Genomic DNA, 17682 nt, shown 5'->3' on the forward strand with positions numbered 1-17682 from the left:
ACCAACCAGGAGACCCGCTTCTATCCCTACCAGCTTCGTGTCAGCTTCGGCGGCTCCCCCGAGATCCTCCGCTACGCCGGGAAGGCTGACATAACATTTAGGAGGGGGAACGACGGGCAGTGGAGGATCACGGATTGGGTAGACCACCGCAGCACCGTGACTGACTCCACCTGGGGCCTCCTGAGGGCTGACCACCCCTAATTTCAGCGCCATCGCGCGCGAAACGTGGACCCTGCGCAACGGCTCTGGGGTTGACTTTAGACGTCCGTAGAGGTAGTATAAATGGAGCCGGTTACGCACCCCGAAGAGGTCTCTCCGATTCTGGCTCAGGCTCCCCTCAACAACCGACGCGACGGTGGCAACATGTTGCGGTTCACTGCCTTGGCGGGAGTGTTAGTGCTTCTGGCGGTCGTCGTCGCGGGCTGCGGCATTTTCGATCCCAAGAGGAGTTCGGGCAAACCCCCCGAGCTTCCCCCAGAATACGAAATTCCGTTCTATCCCGGGGCCGTTCTGAGCAACCTGGAGATGGCCTACTCCCACCGGGACAGCGTCGGTTACAAGGCCCTCTACGACTCGAGCTACGTGGGGACGTCCCAGGACCTGAACGATCCGCCAGGGACCACGCCCATCTCGCTCACATACGCCGACGAGGTGGCTCACGTCGCCAGGCTGGCGAGCAAGCCGAGCATCACTTCTGCATACATGAACCTGGGTCCCCAATCGAGTTGGACCCGGCTTGAGTCGAACGATCCATCGCACCCCGAGTGGGCTGTGATCCAGATCGCAGGCGCGAGCCTCACTGTTCGAGTCACGGAAGGGACCGACGAGTACGTGGCCACCGGATCAACTGAGTTCTTCGAATTCGCGTTCAAGCCCACGACGCCCGCTCCAATTTCTACCACGGACACGCTCTGGAATATCGTGAGGTGGAGGGAAACCAGAGCCGAGGGCCCCTGAGCGGCCCCCGTCCCTCGAATCTAGCCACCCCCCGCTCCCCCCGCCCGCCTTGACACCCCCTTCCGCCCGCCCCTAGACCCGGTCCGGAGTCCCTTCGAGACTGCGGCTCACCCGGCGACCCCGAGACACCCGAGAACCTTTGGCCCGAAAATCACGCAAGGCAGCCCGCCGCGGCGGCATGCCGTCCCGTTGGCTCTGGATCGCGGGGGCCGTCCTCCTGATTACGATCGTGCTCCTGGTTGGGCGCCGTGACCGTCCATCTCTCTTTCAACCCTCCAAGCTCGACCGCTCGGCCGGTGCCCAGGCCGACTCCCGCCGCAGCGACGCCGACCGTTCGGCCACGCTGGTCATCGACTCGGATTGGGACAGGCTCCGTCTCCGGATCTCTTCCGAGTTTCTGCGCGTCTTCCGGCCGGGCGACCGCGCCGCGCTCAACCGCCTGACCAGCCGCACCCTGCGGGGCGCGCTCGAGGAGATCGGCATCAGCCGCGAGCTGATCGACGAGCGCCCGGGGACTGCGGCCGCGGCGGGGGTCGGCCGCGCGCCGGTCCAGTGGAAGATCCAGGTTCCGCCCCGCGCCTCCCTCTTCCGCATCAACGACGCGGTGACCCAGGCGATCCTGACCCTGGGCGGGCGCGTCGTCCGCGGCGTCGAGCGGCCCGCGCAAACCGCCGGGGTCGCGCTCGACCTGCGAGTGGGATACGGCGATCGCGTCACGCACGCGATCGTAATCGAGCCGAACCCGGCGATCGCCGATGCGGGAACGCAGATCGCGTTCATCGTTCTCGACCTGAACCAGGACTCCGAGCCCCTCTTCCGGGCCTTCCTCGAGAGCCCGATTCCCCTTACGTTCGCCCTGCGCCCGGGGCAGCCGCGCGTCTCTCGCACCGCCAAGGAAATCCGGGAGGCCGATCGGGAGGTATTCGTGCAGCTCCCGATGGAGCCGATCGGCTACCCCAAAGTCGATCCGGGGAAGGACGCGATCCTCCTCGACCTCTCCAGGGTGGAGATCGAGGACCGTATCAACCGCTGCCTCGCCTCCGTCGGCTCGGCGCGAGGGATCATCACCCGGATGGGCGGCGCGGCGGTCAACGATCCGGACGTGATGCGCGCGGTCCTGGGCGAGGTGAAGCGGAGGGATCTGCTCTTCGTCGACGCGCACGGCGGGGGACCGACGCTGGTCGAGGAGATGGGCGAGGAAATGGGAGTCAAGACTCTGACCCTGGGCGGCACGCTCGACATCAGCGGGGCGAACGCGGCCGGCATCCGCGCGCGGCTCCGGCAGCTGCTCACGACCGCGGCGCAGCGTGGGACGCTCGTCGTCAGCTTCAAGGCGAGCATATTGACGCTGGGTGTGATCGAGTCGGAGCGGGCCAGTCTCGCCGAGCAGGGGATCGAGATCGTGCCGGCGTCGAAGCTGGTCCTCTGATGACGTCGATCGGATGGCGCCGATCGTGATGGCACCGAACGGCCGGGGCCCGCGATGAAGGCCGAGCTCAGCGTCAACGTCGACCACGTCGCCACGCTCCGTAATGCCCGCGGCGGCGACGAGCCCGATCCGGTCCGCGCCGCCGCCTTGGCGCTCGACGCGGGAGCCGCGGGAGTCACCGTCCACCTGCGCGAGGATCGCCGCCACATCCGGGACGACGATCTGACGCGGATTCGAGCGCTCCGCCGCGGCGTCCTCAATCTGGAGATGGCACTCACCGACGAGATGGTCGGGATCGCGCTCGCGATCCATCCGGACCGCGCCACACTTGTGCCCGAGCGAAGGGCCGAGCTCACCACGGAAGGAGGGCTCGATCTGAGCCGGGACGCGGAGGCGTTCGCCGCCCGGTGCGGCCGGCTGGTCGAGGCCGGGATCCCGGTCAGCCTCTTCCTCGATCCGGACGAGAGCATCGCCGAGGCGGCCGTCCGAACGAAGGCCACGATCGTGGAGATCCACACCGGCCACTACGCGAACGCGCGGGGCGCCGACAGCGTCGATCGCGAGCTCACGCGGATCGAGCGCGCGGCCCGGCGCTTCCACGAAGTCGGCCTCAGGCCCCACGCGGGACACGGCCTCAACGTCGTCAACATCCGCGCGCTGCTCAAGCGATATCCGTTCCGCGAGCTCTCCATCGGACACTCGATCATCGCGCGCGCGATCGAGGTGGGGATGGCCAAGTCCGTGCGCGAGATGATCGCCGCGATCGAGGCCGCTTAGGAACACTCGCTACCGCTTTACGTTCCCCCCGAAACCGGCTGTAACCCCGAAGTCAGTGCGTCGAAACAACCCCGTCACGCCGCGGCGATATCCTCCCCGCCTTGATGCATGTAGCGACTGAATTTGTCGCATCCACGGCGGAAGGCAGCGCGCCGGTACGCCACACGCACCTCACCGGAGGACGGACACCTATGTCACGCAGCTTTCGGTTCGCACCACTCATGCTGACCGCGCTCGCCTGGGCTGCATTCACAGGCTCCGCTCGGGCCGAGGAGGGAGCACTGGCCGTGGCGCTCTCGGAGCAGGCCGCCACGCGGGCAACGGCGGTCAGCACGCCCGAGATCGCCGCTCCGGTCGGCGTGAGCGCGATCGCGGATCAGGCAATCACGATCCAGGCCGACGCCACCGACCCGAATGCGGGAGACATCCTGACCATCACCCAGTCGGGCGCCCCCGCGAGCCTCGTTTTCTCGCACACGCCCGACGTGTCGCCCGTTTCGGCGACTCTGAGCGGGACGCTGACCGCCGCTGATGTCGGTACCTACAACATCCTCTGGGAAGTATCGGACGGGACCTTCTCCGCTTCCGCGTCGACCGCCCTGGACGTGACCGCGAATCACGATCCCACGATCGACGCCCCCGCGACCTACCTGGGCGCGGCCACGATCGATATGAGCTTCCCCGTCACGGTATCGGACCCGGATAACGACCGGGTCAACTCCATCGCCGCGACGCCGCTCCCTTCAGGGGCGACCTTCACCGTCAACGCCCTTCGGACCTCCGGCGAGTTTCACTGGGTCCCCGCCGTCGGCCAGGAAGGCGACTACAGCGTGACCTTCGCGGTGGCATCCGGATCGCCGGAGCGCACCGCCTCAGCCGTGACCGCGATCCACGTCATGACGCAGGATCATCCGCCGATCGTGAACTCGCCTGGCACCGTGAACGCGGTCGCGGGCCTTCCCATCTCGGTCACTGCGACTGCCTCGGACCCTGACGGGGACCCGATCACGGAGTTCGTTGCAGAGGGCACGCAGAGCACCGACCTCCCGGCCGGGGCGGTGTTCACGACCAATGCCTCCAATACCGCGGGCACGCTCGACTGGACGCCCACCCTCTCGCAGATCGGCAACGTGGGCATCAACATCATCGCGCGCTCCGGTGTGGTTCCGACCTCCGGCCAGATCGGGCTTCGCACGGTCAAGGTAACGAGAATCGTGGTGAGGGCCGATCGGGCTCCGGTCGTCACGGCGCCGGCGACGGTGTCGGCGATGGAGGGAAGCCTGCTCACGGTCAACGTCACGGCCTCCGATCCGGACGCCCAGACACCGATCGCCTCGCTCACGGCGGCACCGCTCCCTCTGGGCGCGGCCTTCTCGTCCAATCCCGCTCATACGTCGGGGACCCTCAGCTGGACCCCGGATTTCTCGCAAGGCGGCACGTACAACGTCGTGTTCACCGCGGCGAACGCCTTAACGGGCACCGCGACGACATCGATCGTCGTGGGGAATCAGAATCGCGCGCCGAGCGCGAATGCCGGTGGTCCTTATAACGGAACGGCAGGGGCCATGGTGAGCTTCAACGGCTCGGGCTCCTCCGACCCGGACGGCGACGTGTTGACCTACGCTTGGGGCTTCGGCGATAGCCATACCGGCAGCGGCGCGAACCCCTCGCATGCGTATGCCGCGGGCAGCACCTACAACGTGACGCTTCACGTGACGGACCCGGGCGCTCTCTTCGACGACGCCGCCACGACGGCGACCATCGTGTCCCAAGTTAGCGCCGAGATTCTCCTTGAGAGCTTCGGGTCGACGATCGATGTGAGAAAGACGGGTAACCGGTTCACGAAGATCGGCCTGGAGGAGACGACGTTCCCCTATACGGATCTGATCCCGAGCTCGATCCGAGTCTCGACCACCTTCCCGAATTCGGGATTCGTCACCGAATGCGCCGCGGACCCGAGGAGCTTCGTGAGCGGCGACCTGAACGCAAACGGAATCCCTGATATCGACATTCGCTTCGGGAACAAATGCCTCGCGAACCTATTCAATAACGTTCCGGACAACACCCTCGCAACGGTCGTGATCACGGGCCAGTTCTCGCCCTCCGGCATCACGGTCCCGCTTCAGGCCCAGCGCGACCTGACGGTCCGGGTGAAGCACCGCACCAGCCCCATCCTCGCCAGCGCTTCTCCGAATCCGTTCAACCCGGAAACCGCGATCTCCTACACGGTCATGAATCCGGGCTCGGTCACGATCAAGGTGTACTCGGTGGATGGCCGCCTCGTCCGGACGCTGAAGCAGGGCGAGTCGTCGGGCGCCGGAACCTACGAAGTGACGTGGAACGGCACCGACGACACGGGGCACCACGTTTCCTCGGGCATCTACTTCGTGAAGTCGAGCCAAAGGGCCGGAACGGTCGAGACCTCCAACATCTTGAAGGTGACGTTGGCCAAGTAGCTTCGTAGAACGGTCCCGGGAGGACCTGCGCAGCGGCTGCGCGACGGCGTAACAGGGATGAGCGCTAACGGAAACAGGTTCGTTACAGCCGCTCCGTACGCTGCGCGGGTCATCTTCCGGCGGGATTCACTCAGACACGAAACTCGGCTGCGGACGATGACAACGAGGGAGACAACAATGATGCGAAGGATTCTGACGACCCTGGCTCTGATCGGGGCGACCATCGCCGTGGTGGACGGCGCCCTCGCGGCGAGCACGCCGGAGCGGATCGTCTTCGACGGGAACGTGCTCTGGAAGAATTCGCAGGACGGAACCACCCCGCTGCCGTGGGCGTCGGGCTCCGGCCCCTGCACCACTTCCGTGGCCATCACCTACACCACGACCGATCTGGGAACGTCGTTCTTCACCCATAACCGGACCAACATCGATCCGATGCTCGTGGATCCGTTCAATCAGACCAACCCTCGCTTCGACCCAACGATCACCAGCCCCGTCCGCTGCAAGTACCAGGGCGGCGCGGTGGTTTTGAACGTGACCTCGCTCGACCCGTTCTTCCAGCAGGTCGATTACGTCGGCGCGGTCCCAGCGCGCATCGCCGACCCGGCGTCGGATTGGACGACCGGATGGACCCTGGTCAACCGGTCCGGCGGGCTCGGACGGACGGACATCAACTATTCGAAGCCGGTGGTGACCCTGACCGGCCCCCAGACGGTGTCCGCGACGCTCTCCGCAACCAATAACTACCTGCTCCGCGGCAAGGTGGAATACGTGGCCGGCACGACCCTCACGATCCCGGCAGGCACCTACCTCTTCGGGGAGAAGGCCACGACCGGGTATCTCACCATCGATCGCGGGGCGAAGATCTTCGTCAACGGCACGAAGACCGCTCCGGTCGTTCTTACCAGCGATCAGGATCCGACGGTCGGCGCCATGGCCCCCGGCGATAACGGCGGGCTCGTGATCCACGGGCGGGCGATCGCCAACTGCGCCGACACCGCGCACGGCGATTCGTGCGTCTCGGAGGGAGGCGCCGGGTTCTACGGCGGCGCGAACGACGACGACAACAGCGGCGCCATCAAGTACATGCGGATCGAGTACTCGGGCAAGGTGATCAGCCCCGATAACGAGCTCAACTCGCTCACGATGAACGCCGTGGGCCGGGGGACCTCGATCGAGTACGTGCAGACGCTCGAGGGGAGCGATGACGCATTCGAGTGGTTCGGCGGTACGGTGAATGCCAGTCACTTGGTCGGGATCGGCGGAGGGGACGACGGGCTGGATTGGCAGCTGGGCTACCGCGGTCGCGTGCAGTTTGCGGTCATACAGCAGACGCCGCTGGAACCGGACAAGGGAATCGAGGCCGACAACAGCGAATTCAATTTCGCGGCCCCGAACCGGTCGAATCCCATCTTCTCGAATATCACGCTCATCGGGACGAATCCCCCCACCCCCGGGCTGGGGAGCACGAACATCGGCGTCCACCTCCGGCGCGGCACGGCCGGAACCATCGTGAACAGCATCATCCTCGGCTTCCGGGGACCGGGCCTGACCCGGAGACGTTCGCGAATTGCCCCGGCACGGCCCCGGCCGTGTACTGCACGCCCACGATCTCCGCCGTCGATGAGTCGCCGCTCAACAAGCGGGGGATCTACATGGCCACGAGCCCGAACCCGCTCAACGCGTCGACGCAGGTTCTGCTCGGCATGCCGGCGGATCGCCAGCACGTTTTGGCGCGGGTATTCGATGTCCGGGGTCGTCTGGTCAAGACACTCGCCGAGGGTCCGATGACCAAAGGCATCCACATGCTCACGTGGAGTCCTCCGCGCAACCTTCCGACAGGCTCGTACTACCTCCGCGTCGAGTCGGAGGGGGGCCTCCATACGAGCAGCAAGCTGATCTTGGTGAGGTAGCGCGATCGCCAATCTCGCACGTAGAGTGTTGCGCGCATGGGAGCGGCCCCTCCGGGGGTCGCTCCTTTGGCTCGTTTTGCTCTGCGGGCTCTCGGCGGCTCTTCCCCGGGCCGCCTGGCCCCAAGCGGATTCGACGAACGGCGTCATCCTAGGGGTCGTGCTGGATCAGGAAGATCGCCAGCCGATGCCCAACGCGCGCGTGGGAATCTACCGGGTGCTCCCTGCCGACTCGGAGTGGACGATGGTGAAGGGCGCGCTTACCGGCCCGGACGGCTCCTTCCGATTCGAGGTGCCCCCCGCGACCTATCGCGCGATTTTCAACTACCAGTCTTACTCCGTGCTCGTTCGGGATGATGTCAAAGTCGTCGCGGGCGGCACGATCGACCTGACCGTCACCCTGACGCCGAAGCCCCTTCAGATCAAAGGCGTGGACGTGAAGGGACAGGAGCGGCAGAGCTCCGAGGCGACATCCCTCGTCAAGCAGAAGAAAGCCGAATACGTCACCGACGCGATCACCTCGGAGCAGATCTCGAAGTCAACCGATTCGAACGCCGCGGAAGCGCTGCAGCGGGTCACGGGCCTCTCGGTGGTCGGAGGCCGCTACGTGTACGTCCGGGGCCTCGGAGAGAGGTATAGCTCCACGCAGGTGAACGGCGCGAGTGTCGGGACCCCGGAGCCCAACAAGAAGGTCGTACCGTTGGATGTCTTCCCCTCAGGCTCACTCGATAACATCGTCGTGCAGAAAACCTACACGCCCGATCAGGAGGGCGAGTTCGCCGGCGGCGTGATCGATTTGAACACCCGCGACCGCACGGAAGGAAAGAGCGTCTCGCAGAACATCACCATGGGCTACTCCGCGAGCGTGTTGGATCGAAAGTTTCTGACGTACAAAGGCGGGGGCCTCGACTTCCTCGGGTTCGACGACGGGGCACGCAGCTATCCTGACTTTTTCAAGAAATTGGCCGGCGAGCGGCGGGTAGTACAACGAGGCGTCTTCGGCGGGGACGGCTTTACTCGGGAGGAAGTGCAGGCTCTGGGGAGGTCCTTCAACAAGACGTATAGCCCGGAGCGGACCGGAGGCAAGCCGAATTACAGCTACGCGGGGAGCTATGGCCGGGGCTTCAGCTTCTTAGGCAAGCAGGTCGGTGTCTTAGCGGCGCTCACGCTCAGCAACAGCTTCACGACGCTGGACCGCGACAACAACGCCTACTCCGGCACGAGCGCGAGGCTGACGCCGCTCTATCTGTACAAGGTCGCCGAGTCCAAGGCAAACGTTCTGGGGGGCGCGATCACCAACCTCAGCCTTCGGCTGAGCGAGTCGCATTCCATCCAGTTCCGCGGCCTCTACACGCGGAGCGCCGAGGACAATGCGCGCGTGATGCAGGGCCCCAATTTCAATTTCGGCACCGATCTGGTTCGGATCTCGAGCCTCGATTACATCCAGCGGGGGCTCTTTCTGGGGGTCCTGAGCGGCACGCACGGCTTCCACGCCTTGGGCGACCTCCAGGCCGACTGGCGGGCCAGCTACTCGGAGGCGGCGCGCGGGGAGCCGGATCGACGCGAATCGATCTATGAGTCGGATGGACGCGGTGGGGTGCAGCTCTCCGGGCGCGCGTCGATTCCGCTCACGCGAACCTTCGGCGATATGAATGAATACGACCGCGCCGCGGCCGGAAGCCTGGCGCGGTCCGTCCATCTCTGGGAGGGCCGCGACCTCAAGTTGAAGATCGGCGGCGCGTACCGGAGCAAGAATCGCCTCTCGTCGTTCCGGCGCCTCGGGTTCCGGCTCGGATCACAGGGTCGGAGCCAGCTCGATCTCTCGCTGCCCCCGGAATCCTTGATCGTGGACGAGAACATCAAACCCGGATTTTTCGAGCTTCAAGAGGAGACGCGCGAAAACGATACCTATCGGGCCTCCCAGCAGATCCGCGCCGGCTACGGCATGGCGACGATTCCGGTTCTCGCGAAGCTCGAGATTCTCGCTGGGGCCCGCGTCGAGGACTCGCGCCAATTCGTCGAGGCCAAGAGCCCGTTTGTCACCACCGTGGCCCCCGTGGACGTCGCGCTGAAGGACGAGGACCTCCTGCCCGCCCTGAACGCGACCTACCGACTGAGTGACCGGATGAACGCGCGCGGCGGGTACAGCGTGACCGTTTCGCGGCCCGAGCTGCGGGAGATGAGCCCCTTCGACATCTACGACTACGAGACCGGCTATTCCGAGATCGGGAATCCGGAGATCAAGTCCACGCGTATCCAAAACTACGACGCGCGATGGGAGTTCTTCCCCGGCACGCGCGAGCTTCTGGCGGTGAGCGGCTTTCGGAAGGTCCTGTTCCAACCCATCGAGAACGTTGTCGAGGGCTCGAGCGGCGGCTACATCCTCTCACCCCGGAACGGACGCGACGGACGCCTCAGGGGGGTCGAGATCGAGACCCGCGTCGGCGTGAGAAGCATCTGGGACGCGCTCGACCGGGTCCTTCCGATTCCGGCCTCCTCGAGCACGCTCGACCATTGGGCCCTCAACTTCAACTACTGCCGGGTGGGGTCGAGCGTTCGCGTGCGGACCACGACGGACGCCGCTGGAATCCCTGTCTTTCGGAAGGGGCCGCTTCAGGGCCAATCCACGTACGCGCTCAACGCCGGCATCTATTACGGGGCCTCGGCGATTCAAGGATCGATCATGTTGAGCCGGTTCGGCCAACGCCTCGCGCAGGTCGGAGCCGGCGCCTACCCGAGCAGCTTGCCCGACATCTACGAGCATCCCCCCACCACTTTGGACATGACGATGACGAAAGGGCTCGGCTCCATGCTCACGCTCCGCCTCACCGCCGAGAACTTGCTCAACGATGCGACCGAGTTTCGACAGCTCGGGCTGGTCGTGCGTCGCTTCAACATCGGGCGCTCCTACTCACTCTCCCTGAACATCAAGGGCTAGGGGCCCGGCGAGTCGGTGAGTCGCTCGAGGCTGGTGACGCCCACACGCGTCGGCGTGGCCTTGGCGGTCGGGATCGCGGCGGTAGCGACCGCCTCGGCCCTGCTTGCGCCGTCGCGGCGGCCGGCCGCGACGCGGGCACCGGCCGCCAACGGGCAATCCGGAATCGACAATCCGCCGAATCCCAATCGAAACGTCAGGGCGGCATCCGCTGCCGCGCGTCAGGGCCCGATGGGGCGGAGGGTCACGGGATCCGCCTCCGGGATCGCGTTGCCTCGACTCCACTCGCCGCTCGAGCGGTCGCCTGGCTACTACCCGCCGGACGATCCCGAGTCGATGTCGGTTATCACGGGGCACCGGGACGCGCCGCTCGTCGATCTGGAGCTGACGGGTGGAGGCGCCTCCATCGATCAGCTCGGCAGGATGCTCGTCGCGGGGATCAACGCCCGGGACGAGGCGGCGCTCCACGCGCTGGGTGTGACTCGAAAGGAATTCGAAATCATTCTATGGAGGGAATTCCCGGAGAGCAGGCCGATAACCCACATCACGGCGGACGACGCATGGGAAATGGCGAGCATTCAGAGCCACGCCGGTGTCAGCCGCACGGCGGGAAGTTTCGGCGGTCGCAATCTCGAATTCATACGAATCGACTGCGGGCCGCCCATCCCGTACCGCAATTTCACGCTCCACCGCCAGGTGGAGATCGCCACGAAGGACCCCTCCACGTCCCAGGAGGTGCGCCTCAACTTCGCGCCTTCGTTCGTCGAGCGCCACGGCCGATTCAAGGTGCTCACGTTCAAGGATTGAGGGCCCCCGCGAGGATGAGGGTTCGCGAGGATTGAGCCCGACGCCGACGGCCTGCTCACCCCCAGGAACCGTAACCTCGAAGTGAAGAGCCCGAAATCGCATCGAAATCACCGTCGCGTAGTCTTCCCGGCAATGAGAGCGAAAACGATGTTTGCCCTCAAGGAGCGCGCCGGGGTTGCAGCCCACTCCGAACTTCATCCCGCCCCTCTTGCGGACCTCGGCGCCTCCTTTTCCACTTGGATCGAGACGGATCTCTACCTTGCCGCGCTGGTCGCTGCGTCCACGTCCTCGCCGTCGCCCGAAACTCCCACCCGTTCTTTGGACGTGCCCGGGGGATCGAGTGAAATCGACCGGACGGGCGATTCGGCGTGGCAGGGAAAAGTGTTGTTCCGCGTCCCCGGCGGCACGGCGCCGGACGGCGCAACGGGTGGCGGCTCGAGCCCGGGGTACACGTGGAGCTCAAGACTACGACGGAAGCTTCTCGCGCGGCGCCGACGACCGTCGTAACCCATGAACCCGAAATCGGAACGCCCGGGGGCTTGGCCCCCCCGGGCGGCCGCGCCATTTGGAGCGAGGCGCACCAGCCGCCTCCGACCTCCCGAACGGGCCCGCCAGCCCCTGACGCCCAGCCATGTTACGAACGTAACAATGAAGGCATGGGTCCGTAACATTTCGTTCACACGCCACCCCTATCTTTACGATAAGAACGCGGGAAAGAGAGCGGCCGGGGGAACGCCCCGGCGCGCGAACGAAACCCCGCCTCGAAGCCAGGGAGGTGTGATGAAGTTACGGAAGTGGTGGCTCGCCGGAGCCGTCGTGGTGGTCCTGGGCAGTAACGGGCTGGCCTTTGCACAGCAGGTGCCGGCTACGGAGCCGGATTTCCCGCGCGGGCGAATCAGCGGTTACCTGTTCGGGGATCTTTATTACAACGTGACCGGTGATCCCGTGCACACGTACAGCGGGTCGGGAGCCGACTTGGGCAAGGCGAACATCGACGGCGCGCCGGGCCTGATCGGAAAGGATCTGAATGGAATGCAAATACGCCGGATTTACTTCCAGGCGGACAATGACCTCTCCATCAAGTTCTCGACACGCTTCCGGCTCGAGGCGGACAGCAAGGCGCTCACCTCCGACGGGAAGATCGGTGTCTACGTGAAGGCGGCGTATCTCCAGGCCAAGAACGTCTACCCCGGCGGGACCTTCTTCGTCGGGATGATCCCGACCCCGATCTTCGAGACGGCGGAAGACCTCTGGGGCTACCGGTCGCTCGAGAAGACGATCGCCGATTTTCGCGGCCTCGCCAGCTCGGCCGACCTGGGAGCGGAGTTCAAGGGCAGCATCGACCCGGGGAAGAAGATCCAGTACGCCGCGATGATCGGAGACGGGACCGGCCAGAAGCCGGAGACCAACCGGTACAAGCGTGTCTACCTGGCGCTGCCCACGCGGCCGAACGATATGTTCCTTCTGGAGCCGTACGTCGACTACGAGGCCGGTCCGAACAACGAGGAGCACACTACCTACAAGGGCCTCGTGGGAGTCGATCACCGGCGCGGGACCTTGGGCGTGGAGGTCGTGGACCGGATCAACCATGTGGGCGGAGTGACCACCGAGCCGTTCGGGATCTCGGCGTACGCGCGGGGGCACGTCCATCCCAAGCTGGGATGGGTGGCCCGCTACGACCGGTGGCAGCCGAATACCCGCGCGGCGAACCGGATCGACACAGACATGTACATAGCGGGCCTTGACTGGGAGCCCTTCAAGGACGTCCACTTCATTCCGAACGTGGAATCCGCCCAGTATCGCGCGCGGGGCACGGCCTTGGCGCCGTCACATCACGACCTCCAAGCGCGCCTCACCGTCTACTATCGTTGGAGCAAGCCTTGAAGCTCGGAAATAACTGGAGGAACATCATGAAGATGAAAACGATCCTAAATCTGATGGGCCGCGCCGCGACGCCGGTCGCGCTTGTGGCGTCAATGGCGATGCTCAGCGCTTCGTTCGGCTGCGCCTGGGCCGACGTCAAGTTGACGGGTGCCGGGGCGACGTTCCCCTACCCGCTCTACTCGAAGTGGTTCGACATGTACAACAAGAAGACCGGAGTCGAGATCAACTATCAGTCGATCGGGAGCGGCGGCGGAATCCAGCAGGTCAAGGCCGGAACGGTCGACTTCGGCGCGAGCGACGCACCGCTGACGAACGCGCGGCTCAAGGAAATGCCGCGGAACGTGATCCACTTCCCGACCGTGGCGGGGGCCGTGGTTCTGGCGTACAACCTTCCGTCGGTGAAGGAGCCGATCCAGCTTACGCCGGATGCGGTCACCGGGATCTACCTAGGCAAGATCACCATGTGGAACGACAAGAGGATCGTGGCCGCGAACCCGGGTGTGGCGCTCCCCGGCGCGCCGATCCTGCCCGTCCATCGCTCGGACGGGAGCGGCACGACGTACATCTTTGTTTCCTATCTCTCCGCCGTGAGCCGGGAATGGAAGGATCTGGTCGGCGCGAACACTTCCGTGAGCTGGCCCGTGGGAATCGGCGGGAAGGGGAATGAGGGCGTCGCCGGGCTAATCCGACAAACCCCGAACTCGATCGGCTATGTCGAGCTGGCGTACGCGAAGCAGAATAACTTCACCGTCGCACGCGTCCAGAACAGCTCCGGCAAGTTCATCGAGCCGTCGCTGGCCTCGACCACGGCGGCGGCGGCGGGCGCGGCCGCGGCGCTCGCGAAGGATGTCCGCACCCCGATCGTCAACTCCCCGGCGCCCGACGCCTATCCGATCGCGGGGCTCACGTACCTCCTCGTTTACCAGGAGCAGAAGGACGATGCGAAGGCCAGGGCGCTGCGTGACTTCATCGCCTGGGCGAACACCGAGGGACAGGAAGTCGCGGAGACCCTCGATTACGCAAGATTGCCGGAGCCCGTGGTCCAGGTGAACGAAGCCAATCTCATGAAGCTCACGGTAAGGGGCAAGCCGATTGTCGCTTCAAAGTAGACGGCTCCCCGCGGACGAAATTTATCGGGGGCTTCTCCTCGCCGCCGCGACCAGCGTCTTCCTCGTCGTCGCCTTGATCGTCTTCGAGGCGGCGCGAGGGGCGGGGCTCTCGATCCGTACGTTCGGCTTTGGGTTCTTGACCGGCACCGACTGGGATCCGGTCGCGGACCACTACGGTGCCCTGCCGTACATCTACGGCACCGTCGTGACGTCGGCGATCGCCTTGATCCTGGCGGTCCCGGTCGGAATCGGCAGTGCCGTCTTCCTGGCGGAGCTCGCCCACCGGCGCGTCGGCTCCGCCGTCTCCTTCGTCATGGAGCTTCTCGCGGCGATCCCCAGCATCGTGTACGGCATCTGGGGCTTCTTCGTGCTGGCGCCTTTCCTTCGCGGTGCGATCGAGCCGTGGCTGATCCAGCACTTCGGATTTCTCCCGCTCTTTCGAGGGGCTCCCTTCGGCATCGGAATCCTGAACGCGGGAATCATCCTGGCGATCATGATCGTCCCGACCATCATCTCGATCTCGCGGGAGGTCCTGCTCGCGACGCCGCAATCCCTCCGCGAGGCGTCCTTGGCGCTCGGCGCCACGCGCGCCGAGGCCATCGGCGTGACTTTGGGCGCGGCGCGGCCGGGCATCCTCGGGTCCGTCATCCTCGCCCTCGGGCGCGCCCTTGGCGAGACGATGGCGGTGACCATGGTGATCGGCAACACCAACCGGATCACCGGCTCGATCCTCGATCCCGGCGCCACGATGGCCAGCGTGATCGCGAACGAGTTCACCGAGGCGACCGGGACGCTCTACCTCTCCGCGCTGATCGAGATCGCCCTGGTGCTCTTCGCGGTGACCATCGTCGTGAACGCGATCGCCCGCGTACTCGTCTACTGGGCGACGGGCGGAAAGCGTGAGGCCGTCGCGTGACGCGGGCCCGCTCCACCGCGGCCGCCGCCGCCGTCGTTCGCTCCGCCGGTGGCGGCTTCCTGCGCGTCCGGCGGAACCTCTGGGACCGGCTCGTCGTGGTGGCCTGCTACATGTCGGTCGCCCTCGTTCTTCTTCCGCTCGCCCTCATCATCTGGCACCTGCTGGCGCATGGAATCTCGGGGCTGTCGATCAAGTTCTTCACCCACATGCCCGCGCCGGTCGGCGAGGCGGGTGGGGGCATGGCGAACGCGATCGTGGGGACGCTCATCGTGGTAACGGCGGGCGCGGTCATCGCGGTTCCGCTCGGCATCGCGGCGGGCGTCTACTTGGCCGAGTTCGGCCGCAACCCCTTCGCCGGGATGGTCCGGTATACGACCGATCTCCTGAGCGGCGTTCCGTCGATCGTCGTCGGGGTCGCCGCGTACGGCCTGGTGGTCTTGTCGATGGGGCGTTTCTCCGCCATCGCGGGCGGCGTGGCCCTCGGGATTCTCATGCTGCCGACGGTCATCCGCTCGACCGAGGAGATGGTGCGCCTCGTGCCGCAGTCGTACCGCCACGCCGCGCTCGCGCTGGGGGCGCCCCGCTGGAAAGTCACGCAGCAGGTGGTGTTGCCGGCCGCCCGCGCGGGGATCGTCACGGCCAGCATGCTCGCGGTCGCTCGGGCCGCGGGCGAGACCGCTCCGCTCCTCTTCACCGCGCTGGGCAATCGATTCTGGTCGACGAAGCTCGACCAGCCGATCGCCACGCTGCCCGTGTTCATCTACGACTACGCTCGGGCTCCCTACGACGATTGGAACAGGCAGGCGTGGACCGGCGCGCTGGTCCTCGTTCTGGTGGTGACGCTGATCTCGGGGGTGCTGCGGGTTACGGCGAGGCGGGTCCGGAGCCGGTAGCGGCGTCGATCGGGTGATCCTCGGCGTGGTGCTTGATGACCCGCGCCTCCGTCACGAAGATAGCCTCCTCCGCGATGTTCGTCGCCAGATCGGCGACCCGCTCCAGATTACGGCTCACCAAGACCAGCTCGAGAGACCGCGGCACGGTTTCCGGATCGTGCAGCATGGCGCTCACGAGCTTCGCGTGGATCTGCGCCTTCAACGTATCGATCTCCGCGTCGCGCTGGCAGATCTGGCGCGCCAGCGTCGGGTTCCCGGAGAGCCACGCGGAAACCGAGTCGCGGAGCATCGCGATCGTGCGGTCCGCCATGCGCGAAAGCTCTTCGATCGGCTTCCCTTGCGGAAGGCCGCTCAGCTTGGTGGCGCTCTGCGCGATGTTCACGGCGTGGTCGCCGATCCGCTCGAGGCAGCTCGAGACCCGGATCGCCGCCACGAGAAACCGTAAATCGCGCGCGACCGGCTGCTGGAGACCCAGGAATCGCAGGCATTGGCTCTCGACCTCGACCTCGAGCCGGTCGATTGCCGCGTCCTCGGCGACCACTTCCTTGGCGAGATTCGGATTCCGGGTCTTGAGCGCCTCCATCGACTTCGTGAGGGCGGTCTCCGCCCGGCCCGCCATCTCGCTCAGGCGGTCGTGCAGTATTTCGAGATCGTGGTGAAAGTGCCGTTCCATTTATCCAAACCTTCCGGTGATGTAATCCTCTGTGAGGCGCTCGCGCGGCTGCGTGAACAGAAGCTGCGTCGACCCCGTTTCGACGAGGCGCCCCGACATCAAGAACGCCGTGCGATCGGAGACTCGCGCCGCCTGCTGCATATTATGAGTCACGACCGCGATCGTCACACTCGATTTGATCGCGACCAGAAGCTCCTCGATCTTCGCGGTGGCCGTCGGATCGAGCGCCGAAGCGGGCTCGTCCAGGAGCAGCACCTCGGGCTCGACCGCCAAGGCTCGCGCGATGCAGAGCCGCTGCTGCTGTCCGCCCGAAAGGCTCAAGGCGGATCGATTGAGCCGATCCTTCACCTCGGACCAGAGGGCGGCCCTCGTGAGCGCGGACTCCACCAGCTCCTCCAGCCGCGCCTTCGAGCCCACGCCCAGGAGCTTGGGACCGTACGAGACGTTCTGGAAGATCGTCATCGGGAACGGATTCGCCCGCTGGAACACCATCCCCACGCGGCGACGCAGCTGCACGAGATCGGTTCCGGTCTGAAGCACGTCGTGTCCGTGAAAACGGGCGGTGCCGGCGTACCGCACCGGCGGGAAGAGATCGTTCATCCGGTTGAAGCAGCGCAAGAGCGGCAGCCGGACGGTCCGATGATCGCGGTGATCTCGTGCTGGCGAATGTCCAGATCGATCGCGTTGAGCGTCTGGTTGGCGCCGTACCAGAGCGAAAGCCCTCGCGCCTCGAGGACCGCGCACCCGTCCTCGGTGCCGGGAGAATCCGGCTCGCCACGCCTCGCCTCCACGGCGACGCCAGGCCGGCCCGAGAGGCCGGGCCGCACGGCGTGCGATGAGGCCGGCAGGTCGGACCCTTCTAGCTCGTCGTTCACCGACTCCTCCGGCGGGAGGGTGGCGGTGTCATGGCGAGGATCGTGCCGATCGGACATCGTGTGC

At 65.8% G+C, this 17682-nt stretch carries 12 protein-coding genes and 2 pseudogenes; 11 read left to right on the top strand and 3 right to left on the bottom strand.

What is annotated here, in order from left to right; all coding sequences use genetic code 11:
• Positions 1–396: 396 nt before the first annotated feature.
• From E6K79_10520 to E6K79_10535, 4 genes are all read left to right on the top strand, one after another.
• Entirely contained in the window at positions 397–957 is a 561-nt protein-coding gene (locus E6K79_10520) for a hypothetical protein (GenBank protein TMQ63077.1), read from the top strand.
• 178 nt (positions 958–1135) lie between these two features.
• The gene (locus E6K79_10525; protein ID TMQ63078.1) at positions 1136–2386 is read left to right on the top strand and encodes a divergent polysaccharide deacetylase family protein; all 1251 of its coding nucleotides are present in this window, start codon (positions 1136–1138) and stop codon (positions 2384–2386) included.
• Between the two features lie 54 nt (positions 2387–2440).
• The gene (locus E6K79_10530) at positions 2441–3163 is read left to right on the top strand and encodes a pyridoxine 5'-phosphate synthase (protein TMQ63079.1); all 723 of its coding nucleotides are present in this window, start codon (positions 2441–2443) and stop codon (positions 3161–3163) included.
• A 104-nt stretch (positions 3164–3267) separates the two neighbouring features.
• On the top strand, positions 3268–5619 hold the full coding sequence (locus E6K79_10535) for a PKD domain-containing protein (GenBank protein ID TMQ63080.1): 2352 nt from the start codon (positions 3268–3270) through the stop codon (positions 5617–5619).
• Positions 5620–6517: 898 nt separating this feature from the next.
• On the opposite strand, the pseudogene E6K79_10540 reads toward E6K79_10535, so the two are convergent.
• A pseudogene (locus E6K79_10540) lies at positions 6518–6667 on the bottom strand (cell division protein ZapC).
• Positions 6668–7271: 604 nt separating this feature from the next.
• On the opposite strand from E6K79_10540, the gene E6K79_10545 reads away from it, so the two are divergent.
• From E6K79_10545 to pstA, 7 genes are all read left to right on the top strand, one after another.
• Entirely contained in the window at positions 7272–7529 is a 258-nt protein-coding gene (locus E6K79_10545; GenBank protein ID TMQ63081.1) for a T9SS type A sorting domain-containing protein, read from the top strand.
• A 25-nt stretch (positions 7530–7554) separates the two neighbouring features.
• Complete coding sequence (locus E6K79_10550; GenBank protein ID TMQ63082.1) at positions 7555–10464, top strand: hypothetical protein; 2910 nt, start codon at positions 7555–7557, stop codon at positions 10462–10464.
• A 33-nt stretch (positions 10465–10497) separates the two neighbouring features.
• On the top strand, positions 10498–11268 hold the full coding sequence (locus tag E6K79_10555) for a hypothetical protein (GenBank protein TMQ63083.1): 771 nt from the start codon (positions 10498–10500) through the stop codon (positions 11266–11268).
• A 780-nt stretch (positions 11269–12048) separates the two neighbouring features.
• Positions 12049–13152: a hypothetical protein gene (locus E6K79_10560; GenBank protein ID TMQ63084.1), complete on the top strand. Its 1104-nt coding sequence runs from the start codon at positions 12049–12051 to the stop codon at positions 13150–13152.
• Between the two features lie 53 nt (positions 13153–13205).
• On the top strand, positions 13206–14261 hold the full coding sequence (gene pstS / locus E6K79_10565; protein TMQ63184.1) for a phosphate ABC transporter substrate-binding protein PstS: 1056 nt from the start codon (positions 13206–13208) through the stop codon (positions 14259–14261).
• On the top strand, positions 14245–15177 hold the full coding sequence (gene pstC, locus E6K79_10570) for a phosphate ABC transporter permease subunit PstC (protein ID TMQ63085.1): 933 nt from the start codon (positions 14245–14247) through the stop codon (positions 15175–15177). Before pstS ends, pstC begins: the two co-directional genes overlap by 17 nt.
• A 110-nt stretch (positions 15178–15287) precedes the next feature.
• The gene (gene pstA, locus E6K79_10575) at positions 15288–16070 is read left to right on the top strand and encodes a phosphate ABC transporter permease PstA (protein ID TMQ63185.1); all 783 of its coding nucleotides are present in this window, start codon (positions 15288–15290) and stop codon (positions 16068–16070) included.
• On the opposite strand, the gene phoU is transcribed toward pstA, so the two are convergent.
• Both phoU and pstB read right to left on the bottom strand, forming a co-directional pair.
• A complete protein-coding gene (gene phoU / locus E6K79_10580) occupies positions 16042–16743 on the bottom strand; it encodes a phosphate signaling complex protein PhoU (GenBank protein TMQ63086.1) in 702 nt (233 codons plus the stop codon). The genes pstA and phoU overlap by 29 nt on opposite strands.
• A pseudogene (pstB, locus tag E6K79_10585) lies at positions 16744–17675 on the bottom strand (phosphate ABC transporter ATP-binding protein).
• Positions 17676–17682: the final 7 nt, after the last annotated feature.

The sequence above is a fragment of the Candidatus Eisenbacteria bacterium genome (assembly GCA_005893305.1).
GTDB lineage: Bacteria > Eisenbacteria > RBG-16-71-46 > SZUA-252 > SZUA-252 > WS-9.

Bases quoted from the DNA above. Each gene is read 5' to 3' on its own strand.
- E6K79_10525 (TMQ63078.1), top strand. From the start codon at position 1,136: ATGCCGTCCCGTTGGCTCTGGATCGCGGGGGCCGTCCTCCTGATTACG.
- E6K79_10530 (TMQ63079.1), top strand. From the start codon at position 2,441: ATGAAGGCCGAGCTCAGCGTCAACGTCGACCACGTCGCCACGCTCCGT.
- E6K79_10535 (TMQ63080.1), top strand. From the start codon at position 3,268: ATGCATGTAGCGACTGAATTTGTCGCATCCACGGCGGAAGGCAGCGCG.
- E6K79_10545 (TMQ63081.1), top strand. From the start codon at position 7,272: ATGGCCACGAGCCCGAACCCGCTCAACGCGTCGACGCAGGTTCTGCTC.
- E6K79_10560 (TMQ63084.1), top strand. From the start codon at position 12,049: ATGAAGTTACGGAAGTGGTGGCTCGCCGGAGCCGTCGTGGTGGTCCTG.
- pstS (TMQ63184.1), top strand. From the start codon at position 13,206: ATGGGCCGCGCCGCGACGCCGGTCGCGCTTGTGGCGTCAATGGCGATG.
- pstA (TMQ63185.1), top strand. From the start codon at position 15,288: ATGTCGGTCGCCCTCGTTCTTCTTCCGCTCGCCCTCATCATCTGGCAC.
- phoU (TMQ63086.1), bottom strand. From the start codon at position 16,743: ATGGAACGGCACTTTCACCACGATCTCGAAATACTGCACGACCGCCTG.